The sequence below is a fragment of the Pseudomonas sp. USHLN015 genome, from assembly GCF_037153275.1.
Lineage (GTDB): Bacteria > Pseudomonadota > Gammaproteobacteria > Pseudomonadales > Pseudomonadaceae > Metapseudomonas > Metapseudomonas tohonis.
Window position 1 is genome coordinate 274,620 of sequence record NZ_JBBCKP010000005.1, and the last position, 23,171, is coordinate 297,790.

General features: G+C 69.2%; 22 protein-coding genes, 1 pseudogene and 1 riboswitch. Of the genes and pseudogenes, 6 read left to right on the forward strand and 17 right to left on the reverse strand.

The features are described 5' to 3' along the window. Positions 1 to 177: 177 nt before the first annotated feature. The 6 genes from sigJ to WFQ67_RS12270 form a co-directional block, all read right to left on the reverse strand. Entirely contained in the window at positions 178 to 1,056 is an 879-nt protein-coding gene (sigJ, locus tag WFQ67_RS12245) for an RNA polymerase sigma factor SigJ (protein WP_213625365.1), read from the reverse strand. Beyond that, entirely contained in the window at positions 1,056 to 1,487 is a 432-nt protein-coding gene (locus tag WFQ67_RS12250; protein WP_213625364.1) for a carboxymuconolactone decarboxylase family protein, read from the reverse strand. Before WFQ67_RS12250 ends, sigJ begins: the two co-directional genes overlap by 1 nt. Before the next feature lie 251 nt (positions 1,488 to 1,738). Then, positions 1,739 to 2,761 (reverse strand): FecCD family ABC transporter permease, encoded by a 1,023-nt coding sequence (locus tag WFQ67_RS12255; protein ID WP_213625363.1) that lies wholly within the window; start codon positions 2,759 to 2,761, stop codon positions 1,739 to 1,741. Next, on the reverse strand, positions 2,758 to 3,723 hold the full coding sequence (locus WFQ67_RS12260) for an ABC transporter substrate-binding protein (RefSeq protein WP_337057020.1): 966 nt from the start codon (positions 3,721 to 3,723) through the stop codon (positions 2,758 to 2,760). Before WFQ67_RS12260 ends, WFQ67_RS12255 begins: the two co-directional genes overlap by 4 nt. Beyond that, positions 3,720 to 4,493, reverse strand: a complete 774-nt coding sequence (locus WFQ67_RS12265) for an ABC transporter ATP-binding protein (RefSeq protein WP_337057021.1) — start codon at positions 4,491 to 4,493, stop codon at positions 3,720 to 3,722. Before WFQ67_RS12265 ends, WFQ67_RS12260 begins: the two co-directional genes overlap by 4 nt. Before the next feature lie 22 nt (positions 4,494 to 4,515). Next, on the reverse strand, positions 4,516 to 6,654 hold the full coding sequence (locus tag WFQ67_RS12270) for a TonB-dependent receptor (RefSeq protein WP_337057022.1): 2,139 nt from the start codon (positions 6,652 to 6,654) through the stop codon (positions 4,516 to 4,518). A 112-nt stretch (positions 6,655 to 6,766) separates the two neighbouring features. Next, positions 6,767 to 6,970: riboswitch (cobalamin riboswitch) on the reverse strand. 249 nt (positions 6,971 to 7,219) lie between these two features. On the opposite strand from WFQ67_RS12270, the gene WFQ67_RS12275 reads away from it, so the two are divergent. Further along, positions 7,220 to 7,663, forward strand: coding sequence for a PaaI family thioesterase (locus WFQ67_RS12275; protein ID WP_173178293.1), 444 nt, complete (start codon positions 7,220 to 7,222; stop codon positions 7,661 to 7,663). Positions 7,664 to 7,666: 3 nt separating this feature from the next. Beyond that, positions 7,667 to 8,695, forward strand: a complete 1,029-nt coding sequence (locus WFQ67_RS12280) for a zinc-dependent alcohol dehydrogenase (protein WP_213625358.1) — start codon at positions 7,667 to 7,669, stop codon at positions 8,693 to 8,695. On the opposite strand, the gene WFQ67_RS12285 is transcribed toward WFQ67_RS12280, so the two are convergent. After that, positions 8,696 to 9,280 (reverse strand): MarR family winged helix-turn-helix transcriptional regulator, encoded by a 585-nt coding sequence (locus WFQ67_RS12285; protein ID WP_337057024.1) that lies wholly within the window; start codon positions 9,278 to 9,280, stop codon positions 8,696 to 8,698. It abuts the gene before it with no gap. Here WFQ67_RS12285 and WFQ67_RS12290 point away from each other — a divergent pair. Beyond that, the gene (locus WFQ67_RS12290) at positions 9,279 to 9,884 is read left to right on the forward strand and encodes a glutathione S-transferase (protein WP_337057025.1); all 606 of its coding nucleotides are present in this window, start codon (positions 9,279 to 9,281) and stop codon (positions 9,882 to 9,884) included. The two genes, WFQ67_RS12285 and WFQ67_RS12290, sit on opposite strands and share 2 nt — an antisense overlap. 236 nt (positions 9,885 to 10,120) lie before the next feature. Here WFQ67_RS12290 and WFQ67_RS12295 read toward each other — a convergent pair whose 3' ends face one another. The 3 genes and pseudogenes from WFQ67_RS12295 to WFQ67_RS12305 all read right to left on the reverse strand — a co-directional run bounded on the left by WFQ67_RS12295 (position 10,121) and on the right by WFQ67_RS12305 (position 15,524). Then, the gene (locus WFQ67_RS12295) at positions 10,121 to 11,332 is read right to left on the reverse strand and encodes a Bcr/CflA family efflux MFS transporter (RefSeq protein ID WP_337057115.1); all 1,212 of its coding nucleotides are present in this window, start codon (positions 11,330 to 11,332) and stop codon (positions 10,121 to 10,123) included. Between the two features lie 18 nt (positions 11,333 to 11,350). Beyond that, a pseudogene (locus tag WFQ67_RS12300) lies at positions 11,351 to 14,401 on the reverse strand (efflux RND transporter permease subunit); the annotation flags it as partial. Between the two features lies 1 nt (position 14,402). Further along, positions 14,403 to 15,524: an efflux RND transporter periplasmic adaptor subunit gene (locus WFQ67_RS12305; RefSeq protein WP_213625355.1), complete on the reverse strand. Its 1,122-nt coding sequence runs from the start codon at positions 15,522 to 15,524 to the stop codon at positions 14,403 to 14,405. Positions 15,525 to 15,671: 147 nt separating this feature from the next. Here WFQ67_RS12305 and WFQ67_RS12310 point away from each other — a divergent pair, with 147 nt between their 5' ends. Continuing rightward, positions 15,672 to 16,316, forward strand: a complete 645-nt coding sequence (locus tag WFQ67_RS12310) for a class I SAM-dependent methyltransferase (RefSeq protein ID WP_213625354.1) — start codon at positions 15,672 to 15,674, stop codon at positions 16,314 to 16,316. Between the two features lie 49 nt (positions 16,317 to 16,365). Here WFQ67_RS12310 and WFQ67_RS12315 read toward each other — a convergent pair whose 3' ends face one another. The 3 genes from WFQ67_RS12315 to WFQ67_RS12325 all read right to left on the reverse strand — a co-directional run bounded on the left by WFQ67_RS12315 (position 16,366) and on the right by WFQ67_RS12325 (position 18,485). After that, complete coding sequence (locus tag WFQ67_RS12315; protein ID WP_213625353.1) at positions 16,366 to 17,019, reverse strand: peroxiredoxin; 654 nt, start codon at positions 17,017 to 17,019, stop codon at positions 16,366 to 16,368. Between the two features lie 114 nt (positions 17,020 to 17,133). Beyond that, positions 17,134 to 17,700, reverse strand: coding sequence for a DUF4291 domain-containing protein (locus tag WFQ67_RS12320; RefSeq protein WP_337057026.1), 567 nt, complete (start codon positions 17,698 to 17,700; stop codon positions 17,134 to 17,136). 77 nt (positions 17,701 to 17,777) lie between these two features. Further along, positions 17,778 to 18,485, reverse strand: coding sequence for a DUF1963 domain-containing protein (locus tag WFQ67_RS12325; RefSeq protein WP_337057027.1), 708 nt, complete (start codon positions 18,483 to 18,485; stop codon positions 17,778 to 17,780). Between the two features lie 101 nt (positions 18,486 to 18,586). Here WFQ67_RS12325 and WFQ67_RS12330 point away from each other — a divergent pair, with 101 nt between their 5' ends. Then, positions 18,587 to 19,858: an esterase/lipase family protein gene (locus tag WFQ67_RS12330; protein WP_337057028.1), complete on the forward strand. Its 1,272-nt coding sequence runs from the start codon at positions 18,587 to 18,589 to the stop codon at positions 19,856 to 19,858. 37 nt (positions 19,859 to 19,895) lie between these two features. On the opposite strand, the gene WFQ67_RS12335 is transcribed toward WFQ67_RS12330, so the two are convergent. Then, the gene (locus WFQ67_RS12335; RefSeq protein WP_213625349.1) at positions 19,896 to 20,336 is read right to left on the reverse strand and encodes a MarR family winged helix-turn-helix transcriptional regulator; all 441 of its coding nucleotides are present in this window, start codon (positions 20,334 to 20,336) and stop codon (positions 19,896 to 19,898) included. A gap of 72 nt (positions 20,337 to 20,408) precedes the next feature. Here WFQ67_RS12335 and WFQ67_RS12340 point away from each other — a divergent pair, with 72 nt between their 5' ends. Further along, a complete protein-coding gene (locus WFQ67_RS12340) occupies positions 20,409 to 21,143 on the forward strand; it encodes a siderophore-interacting protein (RefSeq protein WP_337057029.1) in 735 nt (244 codons plus the stop codon). Positions 21,144 to 21,212: 69 nt separating this feature from the next. On the opposite strand, the gene WFQ67_RS12345 is transcribed toward WFQ67_RS12340, so the two are convergent. From WFQ67_RS12345 to WFQ67_RS12355, 3 genes are all read right to left on the reverse strand, one after another. Further along, positions 21,213 to 21,680: an SRPBCC family protein gene (locus WFQ67_RS12345; RefSeq protein ID WP_213625347.1), complete on the reverse strand. Its 468-nt coding sequence runs from the start codon at positions 21,678 to 21,680 to the stop codon at positions 21,213 to 21,215. Between the two features lie 47 nt (positions 21,681 to 21,727). After that, positions 21,728 to 21,970, reverse strand: a complete 243-nt coding sequence (locus WFQ67_RS12350) for a hypothetical protein (RefSeq protein ID WP_213625346.1) — start codon at positions 21,968 to 21,970, stop codon at positions 21,728 to 21,730. Between the two features lie 88 nt (positions 21,971 to 22,058). Continuing rightward, entirely contained in the window at positions 22,059 to 23,033 is a 975-nt protein-coding gene (locus tag WFQ67_RS12355; RefSeq protein WP_337057030.1) for a LysR family transcriptional regulator, read from the reverse strand. Positions 23,034 to 23,171 lie beyond the last annotated feature (138 nt).

Below are 23,171 nucleotides of genomic sequence, written 5' to 3' on the forward strand. Positions count from 1 at the left end.
TTTTCGTGGGAGCGGTTTCAACCGCGATGACCCGGCACGGGGACCGCAGGAGCGAGCTCTGCTCGCGAACTCCATGCCGGGCGGCGCTACGCACCGCTGGGCGACTGAAGTCGCCCCTACAGGGGCGGGGAGCTCCAGGCCGTGGAGCATCGCGAATGAATTCGCTCCCACTGTGCATCAGCCGAGCGCGAGCCCGGCCAGCTTGTCCGGGTTGCGCACGATGAAGATGTGCCGCAAGGCGCCTTCCTCGTCATAGCCGAAGGAAATGCCCGCGACCGGGGTGTCGCCCTGGCCGAGGAGGAAGCCACGGGTGCCGTTGATCTCGGTGGCGTGCCAGCTGAAGCCGCTCCAGTAGTTGCGCAGCGACTGCTCGATGAAGCCCAGCACCGCCTCGCGCCCATGCAGGGTCTCGCGCAGGGTGGGCACCTTGCCGCCGCCATCGGCGCGCAGCTCCACCTCGGCGCCCAGCAGGCCGGCCAGGGCGCGGCTGTCGCCGCCCTCGATGGCATCGCGAAAGGCGGTGAGCAGTTGCTCCTGGCGAGCCACCGGGGTGACGTGGCGTACCCGCGCGTCCTCGACGTTGCTGCGCGCCCGCGACACCAGCTTGCGACAGGCGGACTCCTGCATCGCCAGGATGTCGGCGATCTCGGAATAGGGGCGCTCGAAGATGTCGTGCAACAGGTAGGCGGCACGCTCCTTCGGAGCGAGGCGCTCCAGCACCAGCAGGAAGGCAGTCTGCAGCGAGGCGGCCAGGATCATGCCCTCGTCGGGGCCGTCTTCCGCCAGGCCGTGGATGGGCTCCGGCAGCCAGGAGCCGACGTACTCCACCCGTGTGCGCCGGGCCGAGCGCAGCAGGTCGATGCAGCGGCGCGTGCACAGGGTGGTCAGCCAGGCGGCCGGGTTGTCGAGGCCGGCGAGGTCGGCCTCCTGCCACTTCAGCCAGCAGTCCTGCAACGCATCCTCGGCGTCGGCACGCGATCCGAGGATGCGATAGGCCAGCCCGAGCAGGCGCGGGCGGTTCTGCTGGAAGAGTTCGAGGCGGGCTCGGGTCTGCATCAATGCTTCGATACCTGGATACGGTTCCACAGGTTGATCATCGCCACCTGGGTGGTCAACGCGCTGATCTGCGTTTCGTCGAAGTGGTCGCGCAATGCCTGGCGCAGGTCGGCGTAGTCGCGCTCGTCGTCGATGCGGGTCAGCGCCTCGGTCCAGGCCAGGGCGGCCTTCTCGGCGGCACTGAAGTCCCCCGAATGGCGCCACACCACCAGGCGGTCCAGGCGCTCGCTGGTCTCGCCGCCTTCGCGGGCCTCGCGGGTGTGCATGCGCACGCAGAAGGCGCAGCCGTTGAGCTGCGAGGCGCGCAGGTGGACCAGGTGCACCAGGGCACGCGGCAGGCCGAGCTTGTCCAGCTCGGCATGGACGCTGCCCAGCACGGCCAGTACCTGGGGGATTTCCTGTTCGTAACGCACGGCGCGGGTATCGCTCATCTTTCGGTCTCCGTCATGGGGCCGGAGTGGCCCCTTTGATGACTCGACGGATCAGCCTGTGGGGTTGTGACGTGAGGGAGAAAATAATTTTTGCGGGGGAGGTGGGCGGCAGCCTGGCGGGATGCTGGGCGAATGAATTCGCCCCTACAGGGACGAGGCGCGCCTCAGCTTTTCGGTACGTCAGGCGGCACCTCGTAGGATGGCGTAGAGCGAAGCGAAACCCATCGTGGGACCTTTCCGGTGAATCCTCTTCAACGCCGCCGCAGCAGGCCGACGAAGAACAGTCCGCCGATGGCGGCGGTGGCGATGCCGATGGGCAGGTCCTCGGGTGCGACCAGGGTGCGTGCGGCGACGTCGACCCAGACCAGGAACAGCGCGCCGAGCAGGGCGGCCACCGGCAGCAGGCGGCGGTGTTCGGCGCCCACCAGGCGGCGCGCCAGGTGCGGCAGCATCAGGCCGACGAAGCCGATGGCACCGCTCAGGGCCACCAGCACGCCGGTGAGCAGCGAGGCGCAGAGGAACACCTGCAGGCGTACCCGGCGGGCGCTGAAGCCCAGGCTGATGGCGGTCTGCTCGCCGGCCATCAGCGCGTTCAGCCCCCGCGCCTGGGCGAGCAGGGCGACCAGGCCCAGCACCAGGCACAACGCCGGCGGCCAGAGCAGCTCCCAGCGTGCGGCACCGAGCCCGCCGAGCATCCAGAACACCACCGAGCTGGCGGCGTGGTGGTCGCCGAGGAACAGCAGCAGGTTGACCAGCGCCATGCACACGAAGGACACGGCGACCCCCGCCAGCAGCAGGCGATCGCTTTCCAGGCGGCCGTGGCGACTGGCGATGGCCAGCACCAGCAGCATGCTGCCCAGGGCGCCGACGAAGGCGGCCAGGGGCAGGCTGAGCACACCGATGAATTCGCCCAGGTAGAGCAGCACCAGCACCGCGCCCAGGGCCGCGCCGGAGCTGACCCCGAGCAGGTGCGGGTCGGCCAGCGGGTTGCGCGTGGCCGCCTGCAGTGCGCCACCCACCAGGGCCAGGCCGGCACCGACCAGCGCACCGAGCAGCACCCGGGGCGCGCGGATCAGCCAGACAATGTGTTCCTGGCCACGGCTCCACTCGCCCACGCCGCCCAGGCCCAGGCGCTCGGCGAGGATGCCCCAGACTGCGCCCTGGGGCACCGAGGCGGGGCCGAAACCCAGGGCGGCGATGCAGGAGACCAGCAGCGCCGCGCCCAGGCCGAGCAGCAGCAGGCGGTAGGCGCCGGGCGTGCGCAGCGGGCTCATGGCGCCGTCCCGGTGAAGCGTTCGGGGTGCAGGCCCGCGGCCAGGGTCTCGATGGCCTCGATGTTCTCCACCGAAGGGGTGACGGCGAGGTAGGGCAGGACCACGAAGCGCTGCTCGCGGATCGCCTCGACCGATTGCAGGGCCGGGTGGGCGAGGAGGAAGTCGCGCTTCTGCTGCCAGCTGCGCTCGCCGTAGTCGACGATGAGGATCACCTGCGGGTCGCGCTCGACCACGGTTTCCCAGTTGACCTGGGTCCAGCTGGCGGCCAGGTCGTCCATCAGGTTGCGCCCGCCGGCGGCGTTGATGATCGCTTGCGGCATGCCCAGGCGGCCCGATGTGAAGGGGCGGTCCTCGCCGCTGTCGTAGAGAAATACCCGGGGTGCCTCGCCACCGTCCTCCAGGCGCCTGGCCACCTCGGCCTGGCGCGTGCGCAGGTCGGTGACCAGGGCGCTGGCGCGGGCTTCGACGTCGAAGATGCGACCGAGGTTGTCGAGGTCGCGGTAGAGGTCTTCCAGGCTCGCCGCCTCGCGGGGCATCACGTGGGCGCAGGATTCGCTCAGCTCGTACACCGGGATGCCCAGGGGCGCGAGGGTGGCCGGGGTGACCTCGCCACCCACGCGCATGCCGTAGTTCCAGCCGGCGAAGAAGAAGTCGGCGTCGACGTCGAGCAGCGTTTCGATGGAGGGGTATTTGCGCGCCAGCTCCGGCAGGTCGCCCAGGGCGGCCATCAACCGGGCATCCGGGGTCTTCCAGCCGCTGATGCCGCTGTAGCCGACCATGCGCGATTGCAGGCCGAGGGCGACCATCATGCCGGTGAGGTTGATGTCCTGGCTCACTGCCCGCTGCGGCGCGCGCTCGAACACCACCTGGCGGTCGCAGCTGGTGACGCGCAGCGGGTAGTCGGTGGCCTGGGCGATGGGCGCCAGGAGGAGGGGGAGCAGGGCGATCGATGAAGGCTTCATGGGCTGATCCAGGTGATGCGCGGGTGGTCGGCGAGGGGGTGGCGGTCCACCAGCGCGTGCACGCCGAACACCTGCTGCAGCAGGTCGGCGGTGAGCACGTCGGTGGGCGTGCCGCTGGCCACCACGCGGCCTTGGTCGAGGACGTAGAGGCGGTCGCAGAAGGCCGCCGCCAGGTTGAGGTCGTGGAAGCTGGCCAGGGTGCTCAGGCGCAGGCGCCGCAGCTGGTGCAGCAGCTCCAGCTGGTAGCGCGGGTCGAGGTGGTTGGTGGGTTCGTCGAGCAGCAGCAGGCCGGGTCGCTGTGCCAGGGCGCGGGCCAGGAGCACGCGCTGCTTCTCGCCGCCGGAGAGGCGGGCGAAGGGGTGCGCGTGGAAGTCGCCCATGCCAACGCTGGCCAGCGCCTGGGCGACCATCGCGGCATCCTCGGCGTCATCGCCGTCGAACAGGCCCTTGTGCGGCGAACGGCCCATTGCGACCACCTCGGCCACGGCGAGGCCGAAGTCCTGGGGGAATTCCTGCAGCACCACGGCGATGCGTTGTGCGCTCCAGCGCGGGCTGCGCTGCCAGAGGTCCTCGCCGTCCAGCGCCACCCAGCCGGAGGCCGGGCGTTCGGCGCGGTAGGTGCAGCGCAGCAGGCTGGTCTTGCCGCTGCCGTTGGGTCCGATGAGGCCGACGAACTCGCCCTCGCGCACCTGCAGGTCGATGCCCTGCAGGCGCCAGTGCGAGCGGACATCGGGTGCCCAGGCGAGGTCGCTGATGTTCAGTGAGGGCATGCCGGGCACTCCTTTCGCCGGGTCAGAAGCTGTAGTCGGCGGTGACGAAGAACGAACGCGGCTGGCCCAGCAGCCACTGCTGGCCGCCGTTCTGCTGGGTGACGGCGTAGCGGCGGTCCAGCAGGTTGTTCAGCTCCAGCCCCAGGCGTGTATCGGGCAGCACCTGCCAGCCGAGGTTGGCGTCGAGCACGGTGTAGCCGGGCACCTTCACGGTGTTGGCGGCGTCGGCGTAACGGGCGTCGACGTAGCGCGCGCCGAGGCCGGCGTCCAGGTCATGGCCGAGCGCCTTGCTGACCCAGAGGTTGGCGGTGCGCCGTGGCACGTCGGTGGGGCGGTTGCCGGACCGGGAGACGAGCTGGCCGCCGACGGATTCGTTGAAGTCGTCGTATTCCGCGCGCAGCAGCGAGGCGTTGGCCGAGACGTGCCAGCCCTGTTCCAGGGCCAGTTCCAGGGTCGCCTCCATACCGTTCGAGGACTGCTGGCCGATCTGCTGGGTGGGGCGGGTCACCGATTCACGGGAGAGCAGCTTCTTCTTGACGATGTGGTAGGCGGCCAGGGTCCATTCGCCGCGCCCGTCCCAGAACTGCTGCTTGAGGCCGAACTCGGTCTGCTTCGACTCGGTCAGGTCCATCTGCTGCTGGGTGGGGCTGAGGGTGATGAGGTTGCTGACGCCGTCCTCGCTGGTGGAGTACTGGCCGTAGAAGGACAGCTGCGGGGTGGCGGCGAACACCAGGCCGGCGCGCCAGTTGCCGCCCTTGATGCTGCGGTCGCTGCGGCTGTTGGCACGCAGGTCGGTGCGGTCGATGTGGTTCTGGTCGCGGCGCAGGCCGGTGACCACGGACCAGCGCTCGCCGAGCTGGGTGCGGTTCTCGGCGAACAGCGCGGCGGTGCGGGTTTCGCTGCGCGAGTGCGGGCGGTAGGCCGAGGCGCTCTGGTAGTAGCCGGGGGCCGGGTTCCACGGGTCGACATAGTCGCCGCCGATGTCGGTGTAGGGCGCGTTGTTCAGCAGGTCGAAGCGGATGCGGTTGAACTCGCCGCCCACCAGGGTACGGCTGTCGAGGCCGAACAACGAGTGGTCGAAGGTGAAGGTCTGGCGGTCGCCGATCTGCTCCTGCTCATGCTTGATGCGCAGTTGCTCGGCACGCTCCAGCTGGCCCCGGCCGGCGTCCCAGGTGTAGGCCTCGGCGTTGCGCCAGTAGCGGCGGCTCTTGATGTGGTAGAGCTGGTTGCTGGCGCTGAAGCCTTCGCTGGGCGTCCAGTCGGTGACGAGCCGGGTCCACTGGTCGTTGTAGTGCAACTCGGCGTTGTGCAGGTTGTAGTTCTTGTCTTTCAGGCTGCCTTGCAGGTGGCCGTCGATCAGCGGGGTGCCGAAATAGTTCATCGGCTGCAGGTCGCCCTGGTCGTGGGCCAGGGTGAAGGCCAGGGCATCGCTGGCCTGCCAGCGCAGGGCGGCGCTGAGGCCGAGGTTCTTCGAGTCGCCCCGGTCGATCCAGCCGTGGCTGGTCTCGCGGTTGAGGTTGAGGCGGTAGCTCAGGGTGTCGGTGAGCGAGCCGCCGCTGTCCAGGGCCATCTGCTGGCGGTCGTCGGAGCCATAGCCCAGGCGCAGGCGGTTGCGGATCTCGCCGTCGAAGGGCTTCTTCGGCACCACGTTGATCACCGCGCCGGTGGCGCCTTCGCCGTAGAGCACCGAGGCCGGGCCACGGATCACGTCGATGCGCTCGACCATCCACGGGTCGGTGGGGAAGGTGGTGGTGCCCATGCCGGTGTAGAAGCGCGTGCCGTCGTACAGCTGCATCACCGAGGCGTGGCCGGTGAAGCCCCGGGCCGAGAGGGCGGTGCCGCCGTTGCCGGGAGTGCCGATGTGGGTGATGCCGGGGCTGCGGGTCACGGCGTCCTGCACGGTGGCGTTGTTGCGTGCGCGCACCTCTTCGCCGCTGACGGCGCTGGTGCTGGCCGGGGTTTCCAGGGCGGAGAGGCCCAGGCGCGAGCCGGCGGGCACGGGCGTGTCGAGGCGGATGGCGGTGTCGTCCGCCTGGCCGGTGACGGCGGTGGCAGGTAGCGCCAGGGGGCCGTCTTCGGCGTGCAGGGAGAAGGAAATGGACAGCGCGAGCAGGCCGAGGGCGGCGCTCGCCGGAGCGTTGGAGCTGAAGGTACGGGACATGTCGTTCCTATCACGTCAGGAATGAATGGAGCCCGGAGGGAATGCAAAGGCGCGCGCGGGCGCATGCATGCACCCGTGCGAGAAACCGGCCCGTGCCCGCCCACCGCGGGTTTGCCTATCGATGCTCCAGGCCGGTCTCCGGGCTTGCGAGGATCACGCCGCATCCGCCTTCCCATGCCGTGGGCACAGTGGCGTATCGAATGCAGCGCTCGCTTACCGTTGCGGGGGCAGCGCCGGACTGGTCCTGATGGACGCACCGGCTTCCCGTTTCACCCCACGCACGACGGCGTGGGACACCTGGAACGGCGGGCATATGACCATCCGCGCGCCCGGGCGTCAACGCCGAAATGGTGCGCGGGATGGCGCAAACCCCCATTCCAGAGCCGTAGCGGTATTGCCGGAATGCCTTCTTGTTTGTCATATCAACAATGTTGATTTGAGATTCTGCGCTCACGTATCGTCCGTCCACGGGCTGCAGGGCGATTCCCTCGCGCTGGCCCGGTGGGGGCTGCCTGCCATCCCCCCGAAACCGCTCGCCGACCCCGGCAGAGCCAGGAGCCCCGAGATGACCGATACCCCCAACAGAACCCCTCCCTCCGGCCTGCAGATCCTCCAGGCGGTGATCGCCGGCAAGCTGCCCGCACCTGCCATCGGCGAGACCATGGGGATGATGGCGGTGGACGTGGAGCCCGGGCGCATCTTCATCGAGGCGCGGCCCGATGTGCGCCACCTCAACCCGGCCAGGACAGTGCATGGCGGCTTCACCGCCACCTGCCTGGACGGTGCCGCCGGCCTCGCGCTGTTCTCCACCCTGCCGGGCGATGCGCAGTACGCGACGGTGGACCTCGGGGTGAAGTACCTGCGCCCGCTCAAGGCTGGCGAGCTCTACCGCGTCGAGGGTTGGGTGGTGGAGCGCACCCGCAGCCTGGCGATCTGCGATGCGCAGGTGGTCGACGCCAGTGGCAAGCTCTGCGCCCGTGCCACTACTACCTTCAGCGTGAGGGACTGAGCCATGCGCGAACTCATCGTCAAAGGGGCGGGACGCCTCGCCTGGGAGGACGCGCCGTCGCCCGTGCTGGATTCGCCGCTGGCGGCGCTGGTGCGGCCCATCGCCTCGGCCTCCTGCGACCTCGACCGGCGCCTGATCGCCGGCCTCACGCCGTTCAAGCCGCCCTTCGCCCTGGGCCACGAGTGCGTGGCGGAGGTGCTGGAAGTGGGCGCACAGGTGGGCACGGTCAAGCGTGGCGACCTGGTCTCGGTGCCCTGGAAGATCGCCTGTGGCATCTGCCGCCAGTGCCTGGCGGGGCGCAGCACGGCCTGCACCGGTGTCGCCCGGCATGCGGCCTATGGCGTGCCGGCGGGCGGGCACTGGGGCGGGCTGTTCTCCGAGGTGGTGCGGGTGCCTTTCGCCGACGCCATGCTGGTGCCGCTGCCCCCGGGGCTGGACCCGGTGGCCGTGGCCAGCGCCAGCGACAACCTCACCGATGCCTGGGTGGCCGCCAGCCGCCCGCTGGCGACACGGGAGGAGGCGAAGGTGCTGGTGGTGGGCGGCACCGAGAGCCTCGGCATCCTCGCGGTGCAGATGGCCCGCGCCGCCGGTGCGGCCGAGGTGGATTACCTGGATGGCGACGGTTACCGCGACGAGCTGGCCGTGCGCAGCGGCGCGACCCTGCGCAACGGCGCCGATGGCGCGCTGAACGAACGCTACGACCTGGTGGTGTCCGCCACCCGCGACCCGCAGGCGCTGCGTACCGGCCTGCTGGCGCTGGCGCCGGGCGGGCATTGCTCGTGCATCGGCATCATCTTCGAGGACCCGGCCATCCCGCTGTTCGGCATGTACATGCGCGACGTCACCCTGTCGGTCGGCGCCTGCAGCGTGCGCCCGCACATCCCCAGGGTGCTGGAACTGGTGGAGCAGGGGCATTGCGACCCGATGCTGGTGAGCCCCAGCGTGGTGCCCTGGGAAGAGGCCACCGAGGCATTGATCCGGCCGCTGGCCAAGTGCATCGTGGTGCGCGAACGCATCACCACGGCGGGTTGATCAGTCGAGGCGGGCGGCCAGGGACTGCATGACCGAGTGCCAGGCGACCCGGCCATCGGCGTCGGTGGTGTCCAGCGCGGCGCGGATGACCCGGCGCTCCAGGTCGGTGGCGCGGTGTTCCACGTCATGGCCTGCCGTGCTGAGCAAGAGGCGCTTGTAGCGGTGCTGTTCCGGGTCGCGCTGCTGGGTCACCAGGGCGCGTTCCAGGAGGTGGGTCAGCGGGCGGTGCAGCGCCTGCTTGCTGACGCCGAGGAGGGCGGCCAGTTCGCCGACGTTGATGCCTTCGACGCGGCGGATGGCGTAGAGGATGCGGTGGTGGACGCGCGACAGGCCGAGGGTTTCCAGGTAGGCGTCGGCGTCCACGGTGAGACCGCGGAAGCCGAAGTGCAGCAACTCCAGCGCGACATCCAGGTCGTCCAGGCGTCTGATGTCGGCGGAGTCCAGTTTGATTTTCCTGTCGATGACCATGGGCAGCTCCCGGGCGCGATGGGCGGGGATGCTACCGGCGCCGCTGGTGGGGGTCCAGTTGCAGGAACAGCGGGCGCCGGCATTGGGCCGGCCCGCGAACAGGAGCATTGAAGACATGAAACTGATCTACGCAGGGGCGTCCCCCTTCGCTCGCAAGGTCCGGGTGCTGGCGCTGGAAGCCGGCCTGGCGGCAGGCATCGAGATGCTCGACACCGCCGTGTTGCCGATCAAGGAGAACGCCGAGGTCAACCGCGCCAACCCGCTGGGCAAGATCCCGGTGCTGATCACCGCCGAGGGCGAGGCGCTGTTCGACAGCCGCGTCATCTGCGAATACCTCGATGCCCTGCAGAGCGGCGACGCCTTCTTCCCCCACGGCGCCGAGCGCTGGACCTGCCTGACCCGCGCGGCCCTGGCCGACGGCCTGATGGATGCCGCGCTGCTGGTGCGCTACGAGGGCGCCATCCGCCCCGAGGCGCTGCAGTGGCAGGACTGGAAGGACGGCCAGCTGGGCAAGATCCACCGCGCGCTGGATGCCCTGGAAGCCATCGCCGACCAGCTCCACGGCCCGCTGGACATCGCCCAGATCGCCGTGGGGTGTGCACTCGGCTACCTCGACTTCCGCCTCTCCCACCTTGGCTGGCGCCAGGGCCATCCGGGGCTGGAGCGCTTCTTCGCCGCCTTCTCCGAGCGCGAGTCGATGAAGGCGACGGTACCGGCCTGATACCGCCGCGTTGGGCCTCGCTGCGCTCGGCGCCAACCTACGGCGCGGCCTCAACCCGAGCGCCTTGGCTCACCGCTGCGTAGGGTGGATGGCGCTCCATCATCCACCAGCGGAGTCACATGGAAGCCCGTAGCCCTGGTAGGTCGAGTGCAATCCGGCGATGTCCGATCGCGAATGAATTCGCTCCCACGGTCTTGATGCTTCCCGCAGGAGCGAGCTCTGCTCGCGAATCGCCTTCAGTCCGTCGCCAGCGCCACGGCGCGCGCCTGGTGCGCACGGGCCAGGCGGAACAGGCCGAAGGCGGCGAGGGCGAAGGTGACGTTGAGGCCGATCATCGGCAGCGCGCTGTCGTTCTGCAGGGCGCTGAGCAGCAGGCCCGAGAGCGTGGCGCCGGCCATCTGGGCGAAGCCGATGAAGCCGGCGGCGAGCCCCGCGCGGGTCGGGTTGGGGATCACCGCACCGGCCACCGAGCCGGGCAGCACCATGCCGGCGCCGAGGGTGAGCAGCACCTGCGGCAGCAGCAGCCCCGGCACCGAGGGGCCGGTGGCGAGCAGGATGGCGAGGGTGAGCACGGCACCGGTGGCCACCAGCGCGGTGCCCACGCCCACCAGGCGCGCCGGGCCCCATTTCAGGATGAGGCGGTTGCTGAGGATGGCCCCGGCGATCAGCCCGGAGACGATGCCGCCGAAGACCAGCCCGTACTGGGTGGGGCTCAGGCCGAGCTGGCCGACGAACACCCGCGAGGAGCCGGCGATCACGCAGAACATGGCGCCATAGGTGCCGGCGATGGCGAAGGAGAAGGCGCGCACTTCGGCGCCCTTGAGCAGGGCGCGGTAGTTGCCGGCGAGGGTGGCGATGCGGCCGGCGAGCGGGTCGCGGGCCTGGTTGCTCTCCCGGTAGAGCAGGGCGCAGGCGAGCAGGGCGAGGATGCCGATGATCACCGTGGCCACCACGACGGCGCGCCATGAGCCGAACCGGGTGGCGATCAGCCCGCCGATGACCGGCGACAGCATGATGGTGCAGAGCATGCCGATCACGGTGAGGGCCATGACCGGGCCGGCCTTCTCGCGCCAGACGTCGCGCACGATGGCCCGTGCCACCACCAGCGCGGCGCAGGCGCCGAGGCCCTGCAGGGCGCGCCCGGCGATGAACTCCGGCATGGAGTGGGCGAAGGCCATCCACAGCGAGGCCAGCACGTAGGTGGCGACCCCCGCGAGCAGCACCGGCTTGCGGCCGATGCGGTCCGACAGCGGGCCGAAGAACAGCTGGCCGACGCCGAAGGCACCGACGAATACCGAAAGCGCCACCAGGGACGAACCGGGGCCGGCCGCCAGGGTGTGCTCGATGGCGGCGAGGCTGGGCAGCAGCATCTGGGTGGAAATCTCGCCCAGGCCGCAGAGGACGATGAGCAGGGTCAGCAACAGGCCGGAGCGTCGGGTGGCGTCCATGGGGGCGTCCTCCTGGGGGCGACGGGGCTTGCGCGAGAGCACCAGGGTGCACAGCGCGGGCAGGAACAGCAGGGTGAGCAGGGTGCCGACCAGCACGCCGCCGATCAGCACGAAGGCCAGGGACGACCAGAACACCGAGAGCGTCAGCGGGATGAAGGCCAGCGCCGCCGCCAGGGCGGTGAGCACCACCGGGCGGGCGCGGCGCACCGTGGCTTCGATGATGGCCTCGCGCACTTCCTGACCGGCCTCGCGGTTCTGGCGGATCTGGTCGGTGAAGATCAGCGTGTTGCGCATGAGGATGCCGCCGATGCCGATCAGCCCGAGGATGGCGTTGAAGCCGAAGGGCTGGTCGAACAGCAGCAGTGTGGGCACGGCGCCGATCAGGCCCAGCGGTGCGGTGGCGAAGACCATGAACATCACGCCGAAGGAGCGCACCTGGAACATGATCACCACCAGGGTCAGCAGGATCATGATCGGGAACAGCGCGGCCAGGGCTTTGTTGGCCTTGGCGCTTTCCTCCACCGGGCCTGCGATCTCCACCCGGTAGCCTGCGGGCAGTTGCGCCAGCAGCGGCTGCAGGTCGCGCCACACGGCCATTTCCACGTCCGGCGGCTGGGTGCCGTCGACGATGTCGGCGCGCACTTCGAAGGTGATGTCGCGGTCGCGGCGCTTGAGCACCGGGTCCTCCATCACCGCCTGGAAGCGCCCGACCTGTTCCAGTGCCACGGACTGGCCAGCGGCGTTGGTCAGGGTCAGGTCGGCGAGGTTGCCGAGGTTCTCGCGCTGGTCGTCCAGCGCCCGGGCGATGACCAGCACGTTGCGGGTGCCTTCGCGCACTTCGGTGACGTTGTTGCCGGTGAGCAGGGCGTTGACCTGGCTGCGCACCTGGTCAGGGGTGAAGCCGAGCAGGCGCAGGCGGTCCTGGTCCAGCACCAGGCGGTAGGCGCTGGTGCGCTCGCCCCAGTCGAGGAAGCTGTCGCGGGTCAGGGCGTTGGCGGCCACCACCTGGCGCACGTCTTCGGCGATGCCGCGCAGCACGTCGGCATCCGGCCCGGCCACGCGGAACACCACGGGGAAGGGCACCGGCGGGCCGAACAGCAGTTGGGTGACGCGTACCCGCGCCGAGGGGAATTCACCGGCGGCGATGCGCTCGCGCATGCGCGCCTTGAGGGCGTCGCGGTCGTGGGCGCTGGCGGTCTGCACGATCAGCTTGGCGAAGGCCGGGTCCGGCAGCTCCGGGTTCAGCGAGAGGAAGAAGCGCGGTGCGCCGCCGCCGACATAGGCGTCGACCATCTTCGTCTGCGGCTCTTCCAGCAGGGCCTTTTCAACCTGGGCGACCACCGCCTCGGTGGCCTTGAAGGCACTGCCCGGCGGCATGTACACCTCGAGGATCAGCTCGGAGCGGTCGGAGTTGGGGAAGAACTGCTTCTTCACCGCGCCCATGCCCAGCACGCAGAGGACGAAGGCGCCGAGCACCAGGACGGTGACCCGCCAGCGGTGTTCGACGCAGGCGCTGACCAGGCGGCGCAGGCGCGCGTACCAGGGGCCGGCGTAGAGGGCGTCGTGGCCGCCGGCAACCGGGGCGATGCGCGGCAGCATCTTCACTCCCAGGTAGGGCGTGAAGACCACGGCCACCAGCCAGGAGGCGATGAGCGCGAAGCCGACGATCCAGAAGATGTTGCCGGCGTATTCCCCGGCGCCGGAGCGGGCGAAGCCCACCGGCAGGAAGCCGATGATGGTCACCAGGGTGCCGGTGAGCATGGGCGCGGCGGTGGAGCTCCAGGCGAAGGTCGCGGCCTTCATGCGGTCGAAGCCTTCCTCCAGTTTCACCACCATCATCTCGATGGCGATGATGGCGTCGTCCACCAGCAGGCCGAGGGAGAGGATCAGCGCACCGAGGGTGATGCGGTCGAACTCGCGGCCGGTCATGAGCATGATCACGAAGACGATGGACAGCGTCAGCGGTACCGCCGCGGCCACCACCAGGCCGACGCGGAAGCCCAGGGCGAGCAGGCTGATGAGCATCACCACGGCCAGGGCGACGAAGAACTTGAGCATGAACTCGTCCACCGCCAGGCGGATGTTCTTCGCCTGGTCGGAGACCTTGTCGACGCTCACGCCCAGGGGCAGGTCGGCGTGGATCCGGTCTTCCTCGGCCTGCAGCGTGCGGTCCAGGTCGAGGCCGTTGAAGTGCGGCTCCATGATCACGCCGAGCATCAGCGCCGGGTCGCCCTGGTGGCGGATGCGGTAGCTGGCCGGGTCTTCGTAGCCGCGGCTGACGGTGGCCACGTCGGCGATGCGCAGCACCTTGCCGCCGGCGGCGATGGGCACGTTCTCGATCAGCGCGAGGGTGTCGAAGGCGCCGTCGATGCGGATGTAGGCACGCGGCCCGGCGGTTTCGACGAAGCCGGCGGGGGAGACGCCGTTCTGCGCGGCCAGGGCGGCGAAGATCTGTTCCGGCTTGATGCCGAGGGTGGCCAGGCGCTGGTAGGAAAATTCGACGAACACGCGCTGGGCCTGCTCGCCGAGGATGTTGACCTTCTTCACCCCCGGCAGTCGCAGGAAGCCCTGGCGCAGGTCCTCGGCCATCTTCACCAGCTCGCGGTGGGGCAGGTCCTTGGCTTCCAGGGCGTAGAGGGCGAAGTAGACATCGGAATACTCGTCATTGAAGAACGGGCCCTGCACGCCGCGTGGCAGGCGGGCGGCCTCGTCGCTGAGCTTCTTGCGGGTCTGGTAGAACAGCTCCTGGATGTCGCCGGGACGGGTGGATTCGAGGAACTGCACCTTCATCGAGACGAAGCCGGGCTGGGCGATGGTTTCCACGCGGTCGTAGAAATCCAGCTCCTGCAGGCGCTTCTCCAGGCGGTCGGCGACCTGTTCCTGCATCTCCCGCGCGGTGGCGCCGGGCCAGGCGGCGGTGACGGTCATGGTCTTGACGGTGAAGGAGGGGTCTTCGGCGCGGCCGAGCTTGCCGAAGGCGAAGACCCCGGAAAGGATCACCGCGATGATCAGGAACAGGGTCACTGCCGGGTTGCGTACGGCGATCTCGGAGAGGTTGAGGCCGCGCATCTCAGCGTACCTCGTCGTTCTGGCGGGCCAGCGCCAGGGCCTGGCCGGGCAGCAGGCGCACCTTGTCGCCTTCGTGCAGCAGGTGCGCGCCGAGGGCGACGATGCGCTGGCCGCTGCTCACGCCGCCTTCCAGCAGGGCGTATTCCTGGCCGAGGCGGGCGACCTTCACCGGGGCGAAGTGCACGCTGTCGTCCTCGCCTATGACCCAGACGCCGCTGCCGACACCCGGGTTGTGCAGGGCGCCGATGGGCACGCGCAGCAACTCGGCCTGCTCGCTCTGCAGGCGCACGGTGATGGTCGAGCCGATGCTGAAGCGCTCGGCCGTGCCGTCGAGGATGTAGCGGGCGCGGTAGGTACGGGTGACCGGGTCGGCGGAGGCGGAGAGCTCGCGCAGGGTGGCCTTGACCGCCTGCTCGCGCGCGTCGAAGGGGTAGGCGAGGGCGCTGTTGCCGGCCAGGGCGCGCTGGGTTTCCGGCAGGTCGATCACCGCTTCGCGGGCGCCGTCGTGGGCCAGGCGGGCGACGATCTGCCCTTCGGCGACGACCTGGCCGCGCTCGGCGCGCACGTCGGTGATGATGCCGTCGCCGTCGGCCTTGAGGGTCGAGTAGCTGCGGCGGTTCTGCACCTGGCTGGCTTCGGAGCTGGCGGCGGCCAGTTCGGCCTCGGCCACGCGCAGGTTGGTGGCGGCCTGGTCGAACACCTGGCGCGACACGGCACCGGTGGTGGACAGGCGGCGGTAGCGGCTTTCGTCGTCACGGGCCTGGCGCAGTTGCGCACGGGCGGCGCTGACGCGGTTGTTGGCGGCGCGCAGGGCCAGGTCGAAGTCCTCGATATCCAGCACCAGCAGGGTGTCGCCCTTGGCCACGCGGGCACCGGGGTCGACGCGGCGTTCGATCACCTTGCCGCCGACGCGAAAGCCCAGGTCGCTTTCGGTGCGCGCCGCCACCACGCCGGTGTAGGCGGCCTCGTGGCGGCTGGTGCTTTCCACCTGCGCGGCCAGGACCGGACGAGGCTGCGGGCCGCTGGCGGCGGCCCGGGTGTCGGCCTGGCTGTTGCAGCCGGCGACGGCCAGCAGCGCTGCCAGCAGGGCCAGGGGGCGGAGGTTCTGCGCGTGTCGGTTCATGGTCCTGCACTCTCGGGGATGCCTTCGATGGTTTAGATGATATTTGTAATATTATTGTTCGCATAGATGTCGTTCGTCATTTAAAAGGGCCGTGAGGCTCCGGACCGGGACGGGTAGAATCCCCGGTCCTTTCCACGAGACGCCCCGATGCCCCTGCAGCCCGACGAACTCGCCAGCCTCAGCGCCACCACGCTGGACGATTACAACCAGAACGCCGAAGGCTTTCGCGAGAACACCCGCGACCACGATGTGAGCCAGAACATCGAGGCGTTCCTGCGCCATATCCAGGGGGCCGCGCCATTGGCCATCCTCGATTTCGGCTGCGGGCCGGGGCGCGATCTGCGCACCTTCCGCACCCTGGGCCACGAGCCGGTGGGGCTGGACGGTGCCGAGCGCTTCGTCGCGATGGCGCGGGCGGATTCCGGGTGCGAGGTGTGGCAGCAGTCGTTCCTCGACCTGCAACTGCCGGCTGGGCGCTTCGATGGCGTGTTCGCCAATGCCACGCTGTTCCACGTGCCGGGGCAGGAGCTGCCACGGGTGCTGCGCCAGCTGCATGCGACGCTGAAGCCGGGCGGGGTGCTGTTCAGCTCCAACCCGCGCGGGGACAACCAGGAAGGCTGGAGCGGCAACCGCTATGGCGCCTGGCACGACTTCCCGGCCTGGAAGGCCCTGGTGGAGGCGGCGGGTTTCGTGGAGCTGGAGCACTACTACCGCCCGGCGGGCCTGCCGCGGGAGCAGCAGCCCTGGGTAGCGAGTGTGTGGCGCAGGAGCGAGGCGGTGGCCCCGGGCTGAAGCCCGGGCTACGGGTGGGCCGACGGGTGCGGCCCACCGTATGGCGGGCTTACTTGGGTGCGGCGGTGGTGCGCAGGTAGGGCAGCTTGATGTCGATGGCGCCGTACTTCTCGCGGGCCTGGTCGTCGTTCAGCGCGAGGGCGACGATCACGTCCTGGCCCGTGGTCCAGTTGGCCGGGGTGGCCAAGGGCACGTTGTAGGTCAGTTGCAGGGCGTCGAGGGCGCGCAGCACTTCGGCGAAGTTGCGGCCCACCGACATCGGGTAGGTCATGGACAGCTTGAGCTTCTTGTCCGGGCCGATGATGAACACAGAGCGCACGGTGGCGGTGTCGGCGGCGGTGCGGCCATCGGGCAGGTAGGCTTCGGCGGGCAGCATGTCGAAGGCCTTGGACACGGCCAGGGACTCGTCGGCGATGATCGGGAAGCTGGCGTCGGCGCCACAGAAGGCCTCGATGTCGCCTTTCCATTTCTGGTGCGCCTGGACCCCGTCCACCGAGACGCCGATCACCTTGGTGCCGCGCTTGGCCCATTCGGCGGCGAGCTGCGCCACGGCGCCGAACTCGGTGGTGCACACCGGGGTGAAGTCCTTGGGGTGGGAGAAGAGGATGGCCCAGTCGGAGCCTATCCAGTCGTGGAAGCTGATGGCGCCCTGGTCGGTTTCGGCCTTGAAATCGGGGACCAGATCGTTGATGCGCAATGCCATGGGGGTGTCCTCCTGAAGTGGATGGCGGGCAGGTCGAGGGTCAGCGTAGACGGGTTTCACGAAGGCGCTATGCCTTTGCCGCAGGCTGCCGGCCGGGTTGGAGGCGCAGGTGTTTCAAGGGATGTACTCGCGCTCCGCGGGCAGCCTGCGCTGCGCTTCTTGCAGCTCCCCGGCCTGCACCAGGGCGTGGATGTCATGGGCCAGGCCGGTGACCTCGGTGATGCGCCGGATCCATTGGCCGACGTAACGCCGTGAAGCCTCCGGGCCCAGGCCGACCTGAATGGCGCGGTGGGGCAGGGGCTCGAGGTGCAGGTCGCGTTCCGGGTCCCACTGGATGCGCACGGGGGAGGCACTCTTGATGCGCTCCCACTCTTCCTTGCCCTGGCCCGGCTCCGGATGGCTGGGGCAACTGTTGGCCAGGGCCCAGGCGAAACCTTCATGGCTGATGTCGATGGCGAGGATGCGGTTCTGCCCGGCGTCCTTCAGGCCCCAGCCGGCGCGGTACATCATCCAGAGGAAGGAGGGCTTTATCCAGGTCATGCGCTCCAGCTTGAACGGCGGCGAGACGAAGGTGCCGTGGGCCAGCGCGCTGTCGGCGATGGCATCGGAATAGGCCTGGTAGACGCGGATGGTGTCGGCGTCGTAATGGGCCCTGATCTGTTTTTGTGGGATGGCCTGCATGGGGTCCTGCGTTGAGGGGGCTGGGGTGATGGGTTTCGCTGCGCTCTACGCCATCCTACGGGTGTTGGGTGCGCTGCTCAGTAGAAGTCGTAGTAGAGCGCCCACTCGCCGCTGCTGCGGTGCTTCCAGAACATCAGGCTGCCGCTGTCCACGACGTTGAGGTTGATCTTCGCGTCGGAGGAGATCTGGAAGACGAATTCGAAACCGTCCCCCGGCTCGATGCCCGATTGGCAGAAGGAGGGGTAGCCGCCGATCTTGTGGTCGTAGCAGTGGCTGACGATGTCGTAGTAGCTGTCGATCACGCCGCTGCGTTCCAGTTCGAGGATGCGCTCTTCCAGGTCCCCGGGCACGCCGCCGCCGTCCCACAGCGGGTAGTCCTCGTCCAGGCGTTCGGCCTTGAGCGGGAAGGGCTTGATGAAGGAGGCGGGATTGGCCAGTTCCTTGCGCTGCAGCGTTTCCTGGTGACCGTATTCGCGGATGAGCCAGTGGGCGCCCATGGGCTCCAGCGGCTCGCCGAACTCGGCGGAGATGAACAGGGTCAGCACCCGTACGTCCGCCAGCAGCGGGCTGCTGGTGGGCAGGCTGGGCAGGTGGAACTGGGCGAGCGGCAGCATCGCGTCCCCTGCCGCGTCGAGCGGGATACCTTCGTCGGGGCGGAACAGGAAGACGCGGCCCAGCCAGCTTTCGTCGTCGGCCTGGGTGGGGCGGAAGCCGCCGGCGCCAAAGCGCGTGGCGGGGCGGGCCAACCGGTGGCGGATCGCCTGGATTTCGTCGTTGTCGTGCATCTGTCGTCCCTGACCGCTGGGGAATTTCGCGGCGCCTATTCTGCGGTGGCCCGGGCCGATCCGACTAGGCTTGCTTGCAGGACGAGGATGAGGCGAAGCGGATGGTCGTTCTGCGGATGGTCCTGGTGCTGGTGGCGTTCGCCTGCGGCGGTTGCAGCCTGCTGGAGGTGGACAGGGAAATGCAGCAGGCCCGCCAGGAGCTGGTGGTGGTGGCGGGGCGGCTGCTGGCCACGGATTCCGGGCGCAGCGCGCTGGTGGCGTTGCTGGATGGCAAGGGCGGCTTCGTCGCCTACCGTATCGTCGCGCCGGGCGAGGCCTTCTACTTCACCCAGGCGCCGGGTGACTACCAGTTGCTGGCCTTCGACGACCGCAACGGCAATTTCGCCCTGGATCGAGACGAGCCCCGCCACTGGCTGCCCCAGGCCCGCCATGCGCCGCTCACCGTGCAGCCGGACCTGGCCGAGCGCGAGCGCCTGGCGCGGCTCAACACGCTGGATCTCCTGGTGGCCGTCGACGCCGACCCGCCCAGGCTCGACCTGCGCCTGGAGGTGCTCTACCGCGAGCAGCCGCGCCTGCAGCGCAACTACCTGCAGGTGGTGGCGTTCACCGACCCGCGCTTCGACGACCGGCACATCCAGCTGGGCGCCTGGCAGCCGCTCAGCTTCATGCGCGAGGTGGGCTACGGCCTGTACCTGCTGGCGCCCTGGGACCCGGCCAAGGAGCCGATCATCCTGGTGCACGGCATCAACGCCTCGCCCCGTGACTGGCAGGCACTGGCCGCGAGCCTCGACCTGACGCGCTTCCAGCTGGTGCTGTTCCACTATCCCAGCGGGCTGCCCCTGCGCAACAGCGCCTACATGCTCAGCATCGCCATGCGCGACATGCTGCTGCGCCTGGCACCCCGGCGGATGCACCTGTTCGCCCACAGCATGGGGGGGCTGGTGGCGCGGCGGGCGCTGCAATTCCTCGACGAGAGCGAGGCGCGGCGCCTGTGCCTGTTCGCCACCCTTTCGACGCCCTGGGACGGGCATCCCTCGGCGGCCACCGGCGTGCAGCGGGTGCCGTTCGAGGTGCCGGTGTGGCGCGACATGGCGCCGGGCAGCCCCTACCTGCGGGCGCTGTTCGCCAGGCCGCTGCCGGCGCACATCCGCCAGTGGATGCTGGTCAGCTACGGTGGCAACCGACGCCTGCTGCCGGAGCCGAACGATGGCGTGGTGCCGTTGGCCAGCGAGCTGCGCAGTGCCGCCCAGGATGAGGCCGAGCGGCTGTACCTGGTCGACGAGAGCCACACCGGCATCCTCCACAGCCGCCGCGCCACGGCGCTGCTGGAGCGTGCATTGCGGGAGCTGCCGGAGCAGGGCTGCGCGGATTAGGCAGGGCGGATGCAACCGCAGCTTCCCGGGCTCCGAATCAGGGCTCTGCGTCGAGGTTGGCCTGCACCCGGGCCAACAGGTCGAGCAGTTGCTGGCATTCCTCTGCGCTGAAGCCCTCCACCGCGACCTTGTTCAGGCGTCGGCCCTGCTGGCGCACCTCCTGGTGGAGGGCCGTGCCCGCCGCGGTGGGGTAGAGGCGGATGCTGCGCTTGTCGGCTTCGTCGGCCTTGCCTTCCAGCAATGCCTTGCCGCGCAGCGCCTGGATCAGCCGGGCGATCTGCGCCTTGTCGCGCCCGGAATGGTTCACCAGCTCGCTCTGGGTCGCCCCCGGGTGGCGGGCGTAGAAATTCAGCGCCTTGAATTCCATGTGGGTGAGGTCGTGGTCACCGTCGCGCAGCGTGCGGTACTGGCGGGCGCGGTAGAGGTGCATGACGGAGTGGATGGACTCGAAGACGTCCTCGGCGGTATCGGTACTCATATGGTTGACAATATCAACTAGTGGTTTTTATGATCGTTGATGTTATCAACCATATCCTGCGAGCAACAGCCCATGGACCAAACCGTACAGACCCGCCGCGTGCAGCGCATACGCCACGAACTGCGCCGCCGCGAGCTGGACGTGCTCCGCGTGGAGCGCATCAGCCCCCATTTCATGAGCGTCACCTTCGGCGGTGACGAACTGGTGGACTTCGTTTCCGCCTCCTTCGACGACCACATCAAGTTCATGTTCGTGGACGAGCAAGGCGAACTCATCCGCCGCGACTACACCCCGCGCCGCTTCGACCGCGAGCGCCGCGAGCTGACCCTCGAGTTCGCCCTGCACGGCGAGGGCGGCGCCTGCGAATGGGCCGAGCGCGTGCAGCCGGGCGACTCCGCGCTGATCGGCGGCCCGCGTGGCTCGATGATCATCCCCATGGACTACGACTGGCACCTGCTGGTGGGCGATTCCAGCGCGCTGCCGGCGATCCACCGCCGCCTGGAAGAGCTGCCGGGCGGTGCTCGCGTCACCGCCATCGTGCAACTGGCCGAGGCCGATCGCCGCGTCATGCGCAGTGCTGCCAACCTCGACCTGCGCTGGGTGGAGACACCGGACGAGCTGGTCGCCGCCGTGCGCGCCCTGCAGCTGCCCGAAGGCGAAGGCTACGCCTGGGGAGCCGGCGAGCACGGGATGATGACCCGCACCCGCGCCCTGCTGGTGGAGAAGGGCCAGCCGAAGGAGGCGATGCGCGTCGCGGCCTACTGGCGGCAAGGCTTCTCGGATCACCATGAGGATCTGGAGGGCTAGTGGGCGCCCTGTCGATGGGTTTCGCTGCGCTCTACGCCATCCTACGAAGAGCAGATAGCAGATAACGGGTCAGGCTTCGGGCCAGTCGACGCGGTGCACTTCGGCGGTGAGCCGGTCGAGGTTCTGTTCGTTGGCCGGCAGCACGAAGGCGGCGATCTGTTCGCGGTGTTCCGCGGTGTCGAACACCTGCTGCCAGCCCACGCGCGTGCCCTTGCCCTCGGAGGCGAGGGTGATGGTGAGGACGAAGTGGTGGTTGTCGTCGGAGAGGTGTTCGATCAGCACACGGCCGGGCGTGATCTCGCGGAAGACGTTGTGATTGGGGTAGTCGGTGCCGTCCGGGCCGTGCAGGGTGAAGCGCCAGTGGCCGTCGGGGCGGAATTCGAAGAGCTCGAAGGTGCTGCTGAAACCGTTGGGTCCCCACCAGCGGGCGAGGTGCTCGGGCCCGGCGATGGCGCGGAATACGCGGGCCGGCGGTGCGTCGATCAGCCGCGAGGTGGTGCATTCGCGGTGGGCGGTCGGGGATGCGCTGCTGCTCATGGGGCGGGCCTTCGCTCGGTCGGGGAGCGGCAAGCATAGCCCCGCGATCAGCCCTCGTTGCGGCGGATGAAGGCGCCCTCGTAGTCGCGGCTGGCGCTGGAGACCTTGGGGTTCATCAGTGCCGAGCGGACCTTCTCGTAATCCTCGTAGGGCAGGCCGGCGCGGTTGAGCATCTCCAGGGAGAACTGCCTGACCTCGGCATCTGTGTACGGGCGCGGCTCCGGTTGGCTGGCGCAGCCGGCGAGGATGAGGGTGGTTGCGGCGAGTGCGATGGCGAGCAGGCGATTCATTTCGGGCCCCCTGGGGTGGCGTTGTCCTTTGATGAACAAAGGTTATCCGCGGCCCCTGGGGCGGAAAAATCACCCACTTCGATAATGACTATTGCCTGGATGGCAACGGTGCCTGGTGGCCCCGGCCGCCACAGGCCGCGCTCGGTGCGGAGAAGCGTTCGGGCAGCCCCTGCTCGCGAAAGGCCTGGACCACATGGTCGATGAATACACGGGTCTTGGCCGGCAGCAGCTTCTGTGCGCTGAAGTAGATGCACAGCGGGTCGGTCTGCACGTGCCAGTCGGGCAGTACGCGCTGCAGTTCGCCGCGCTCGATGAAGTGCACGGCGTGGACGGTACTCACCAGAGTGATGCCCAGGCCCATGCGCGCGGCGTGGCAGGCGGCTTCCGGGTCGCTCATCAGCGCGCGGGGACGCAGGTCGATGGGCGCCTGGTCGCCGGCCTCGTTGAGCAATACCCAGTTGCGCACGCGACCGGTCTGCGGCGAGCGCAGGAGGATGCCGTCGTGCTGGGCGAGGTCCGCCGGCACCTGCGGACGTGGCCGATCGTCGAAGTAACCGGGGGCGGCCAGCAGTACGCGATGCCCAGGGCCGATCTGCCGGGCGATCACCCCCTGGGGCAGCTCGAAGCCACCACCGATGCCGACGTCGAAGCCTTCGCCGATGAGGTCCACCTGGCGGTTGTCGAAATGCCAGTCGGGGACGATGGCGGGGTAGCGGGCGAGGAAGTCGGCCAGCAGCGGCACGATGTATTCGCGACCGAACATCAGCCCCATGCTCACCTTGAGGTTGCCTGCCGGCTGGCCGCTGGCACTGGAGAGGTTGGCCACTGCGCCCTGGATGGTGGCGAGGCCGCCGCTGACCTCGGCGAGGAAGCGCTCGCCGGCTTCGGTCAGTTTCAGGCTGCGCGTACTACGCTGGAACAGTCGTACCCCCAGCCCGGTTTCCAGTTTCGCCACGTTCTTGCCGACCGCCGCTGGCGTCAGGCCCAGGCGCCGTGCGGCCTCGGCGAAGCTGCCGGCCTCCGCACTGCGGACGAAGCATTCGATGCTGTTGAGGGTTTCCATGGCGCCGCCGTAAACCGTTTGGATCGAAAGAATAGACGGATTGATGGCTTATCGGTTGGCAATCCGGCGCTGATACTGGCCACGTCATCGAGCAGCGGCCAACCGGCCAAGCCGAATCCCACTACAGACGATTGGAGA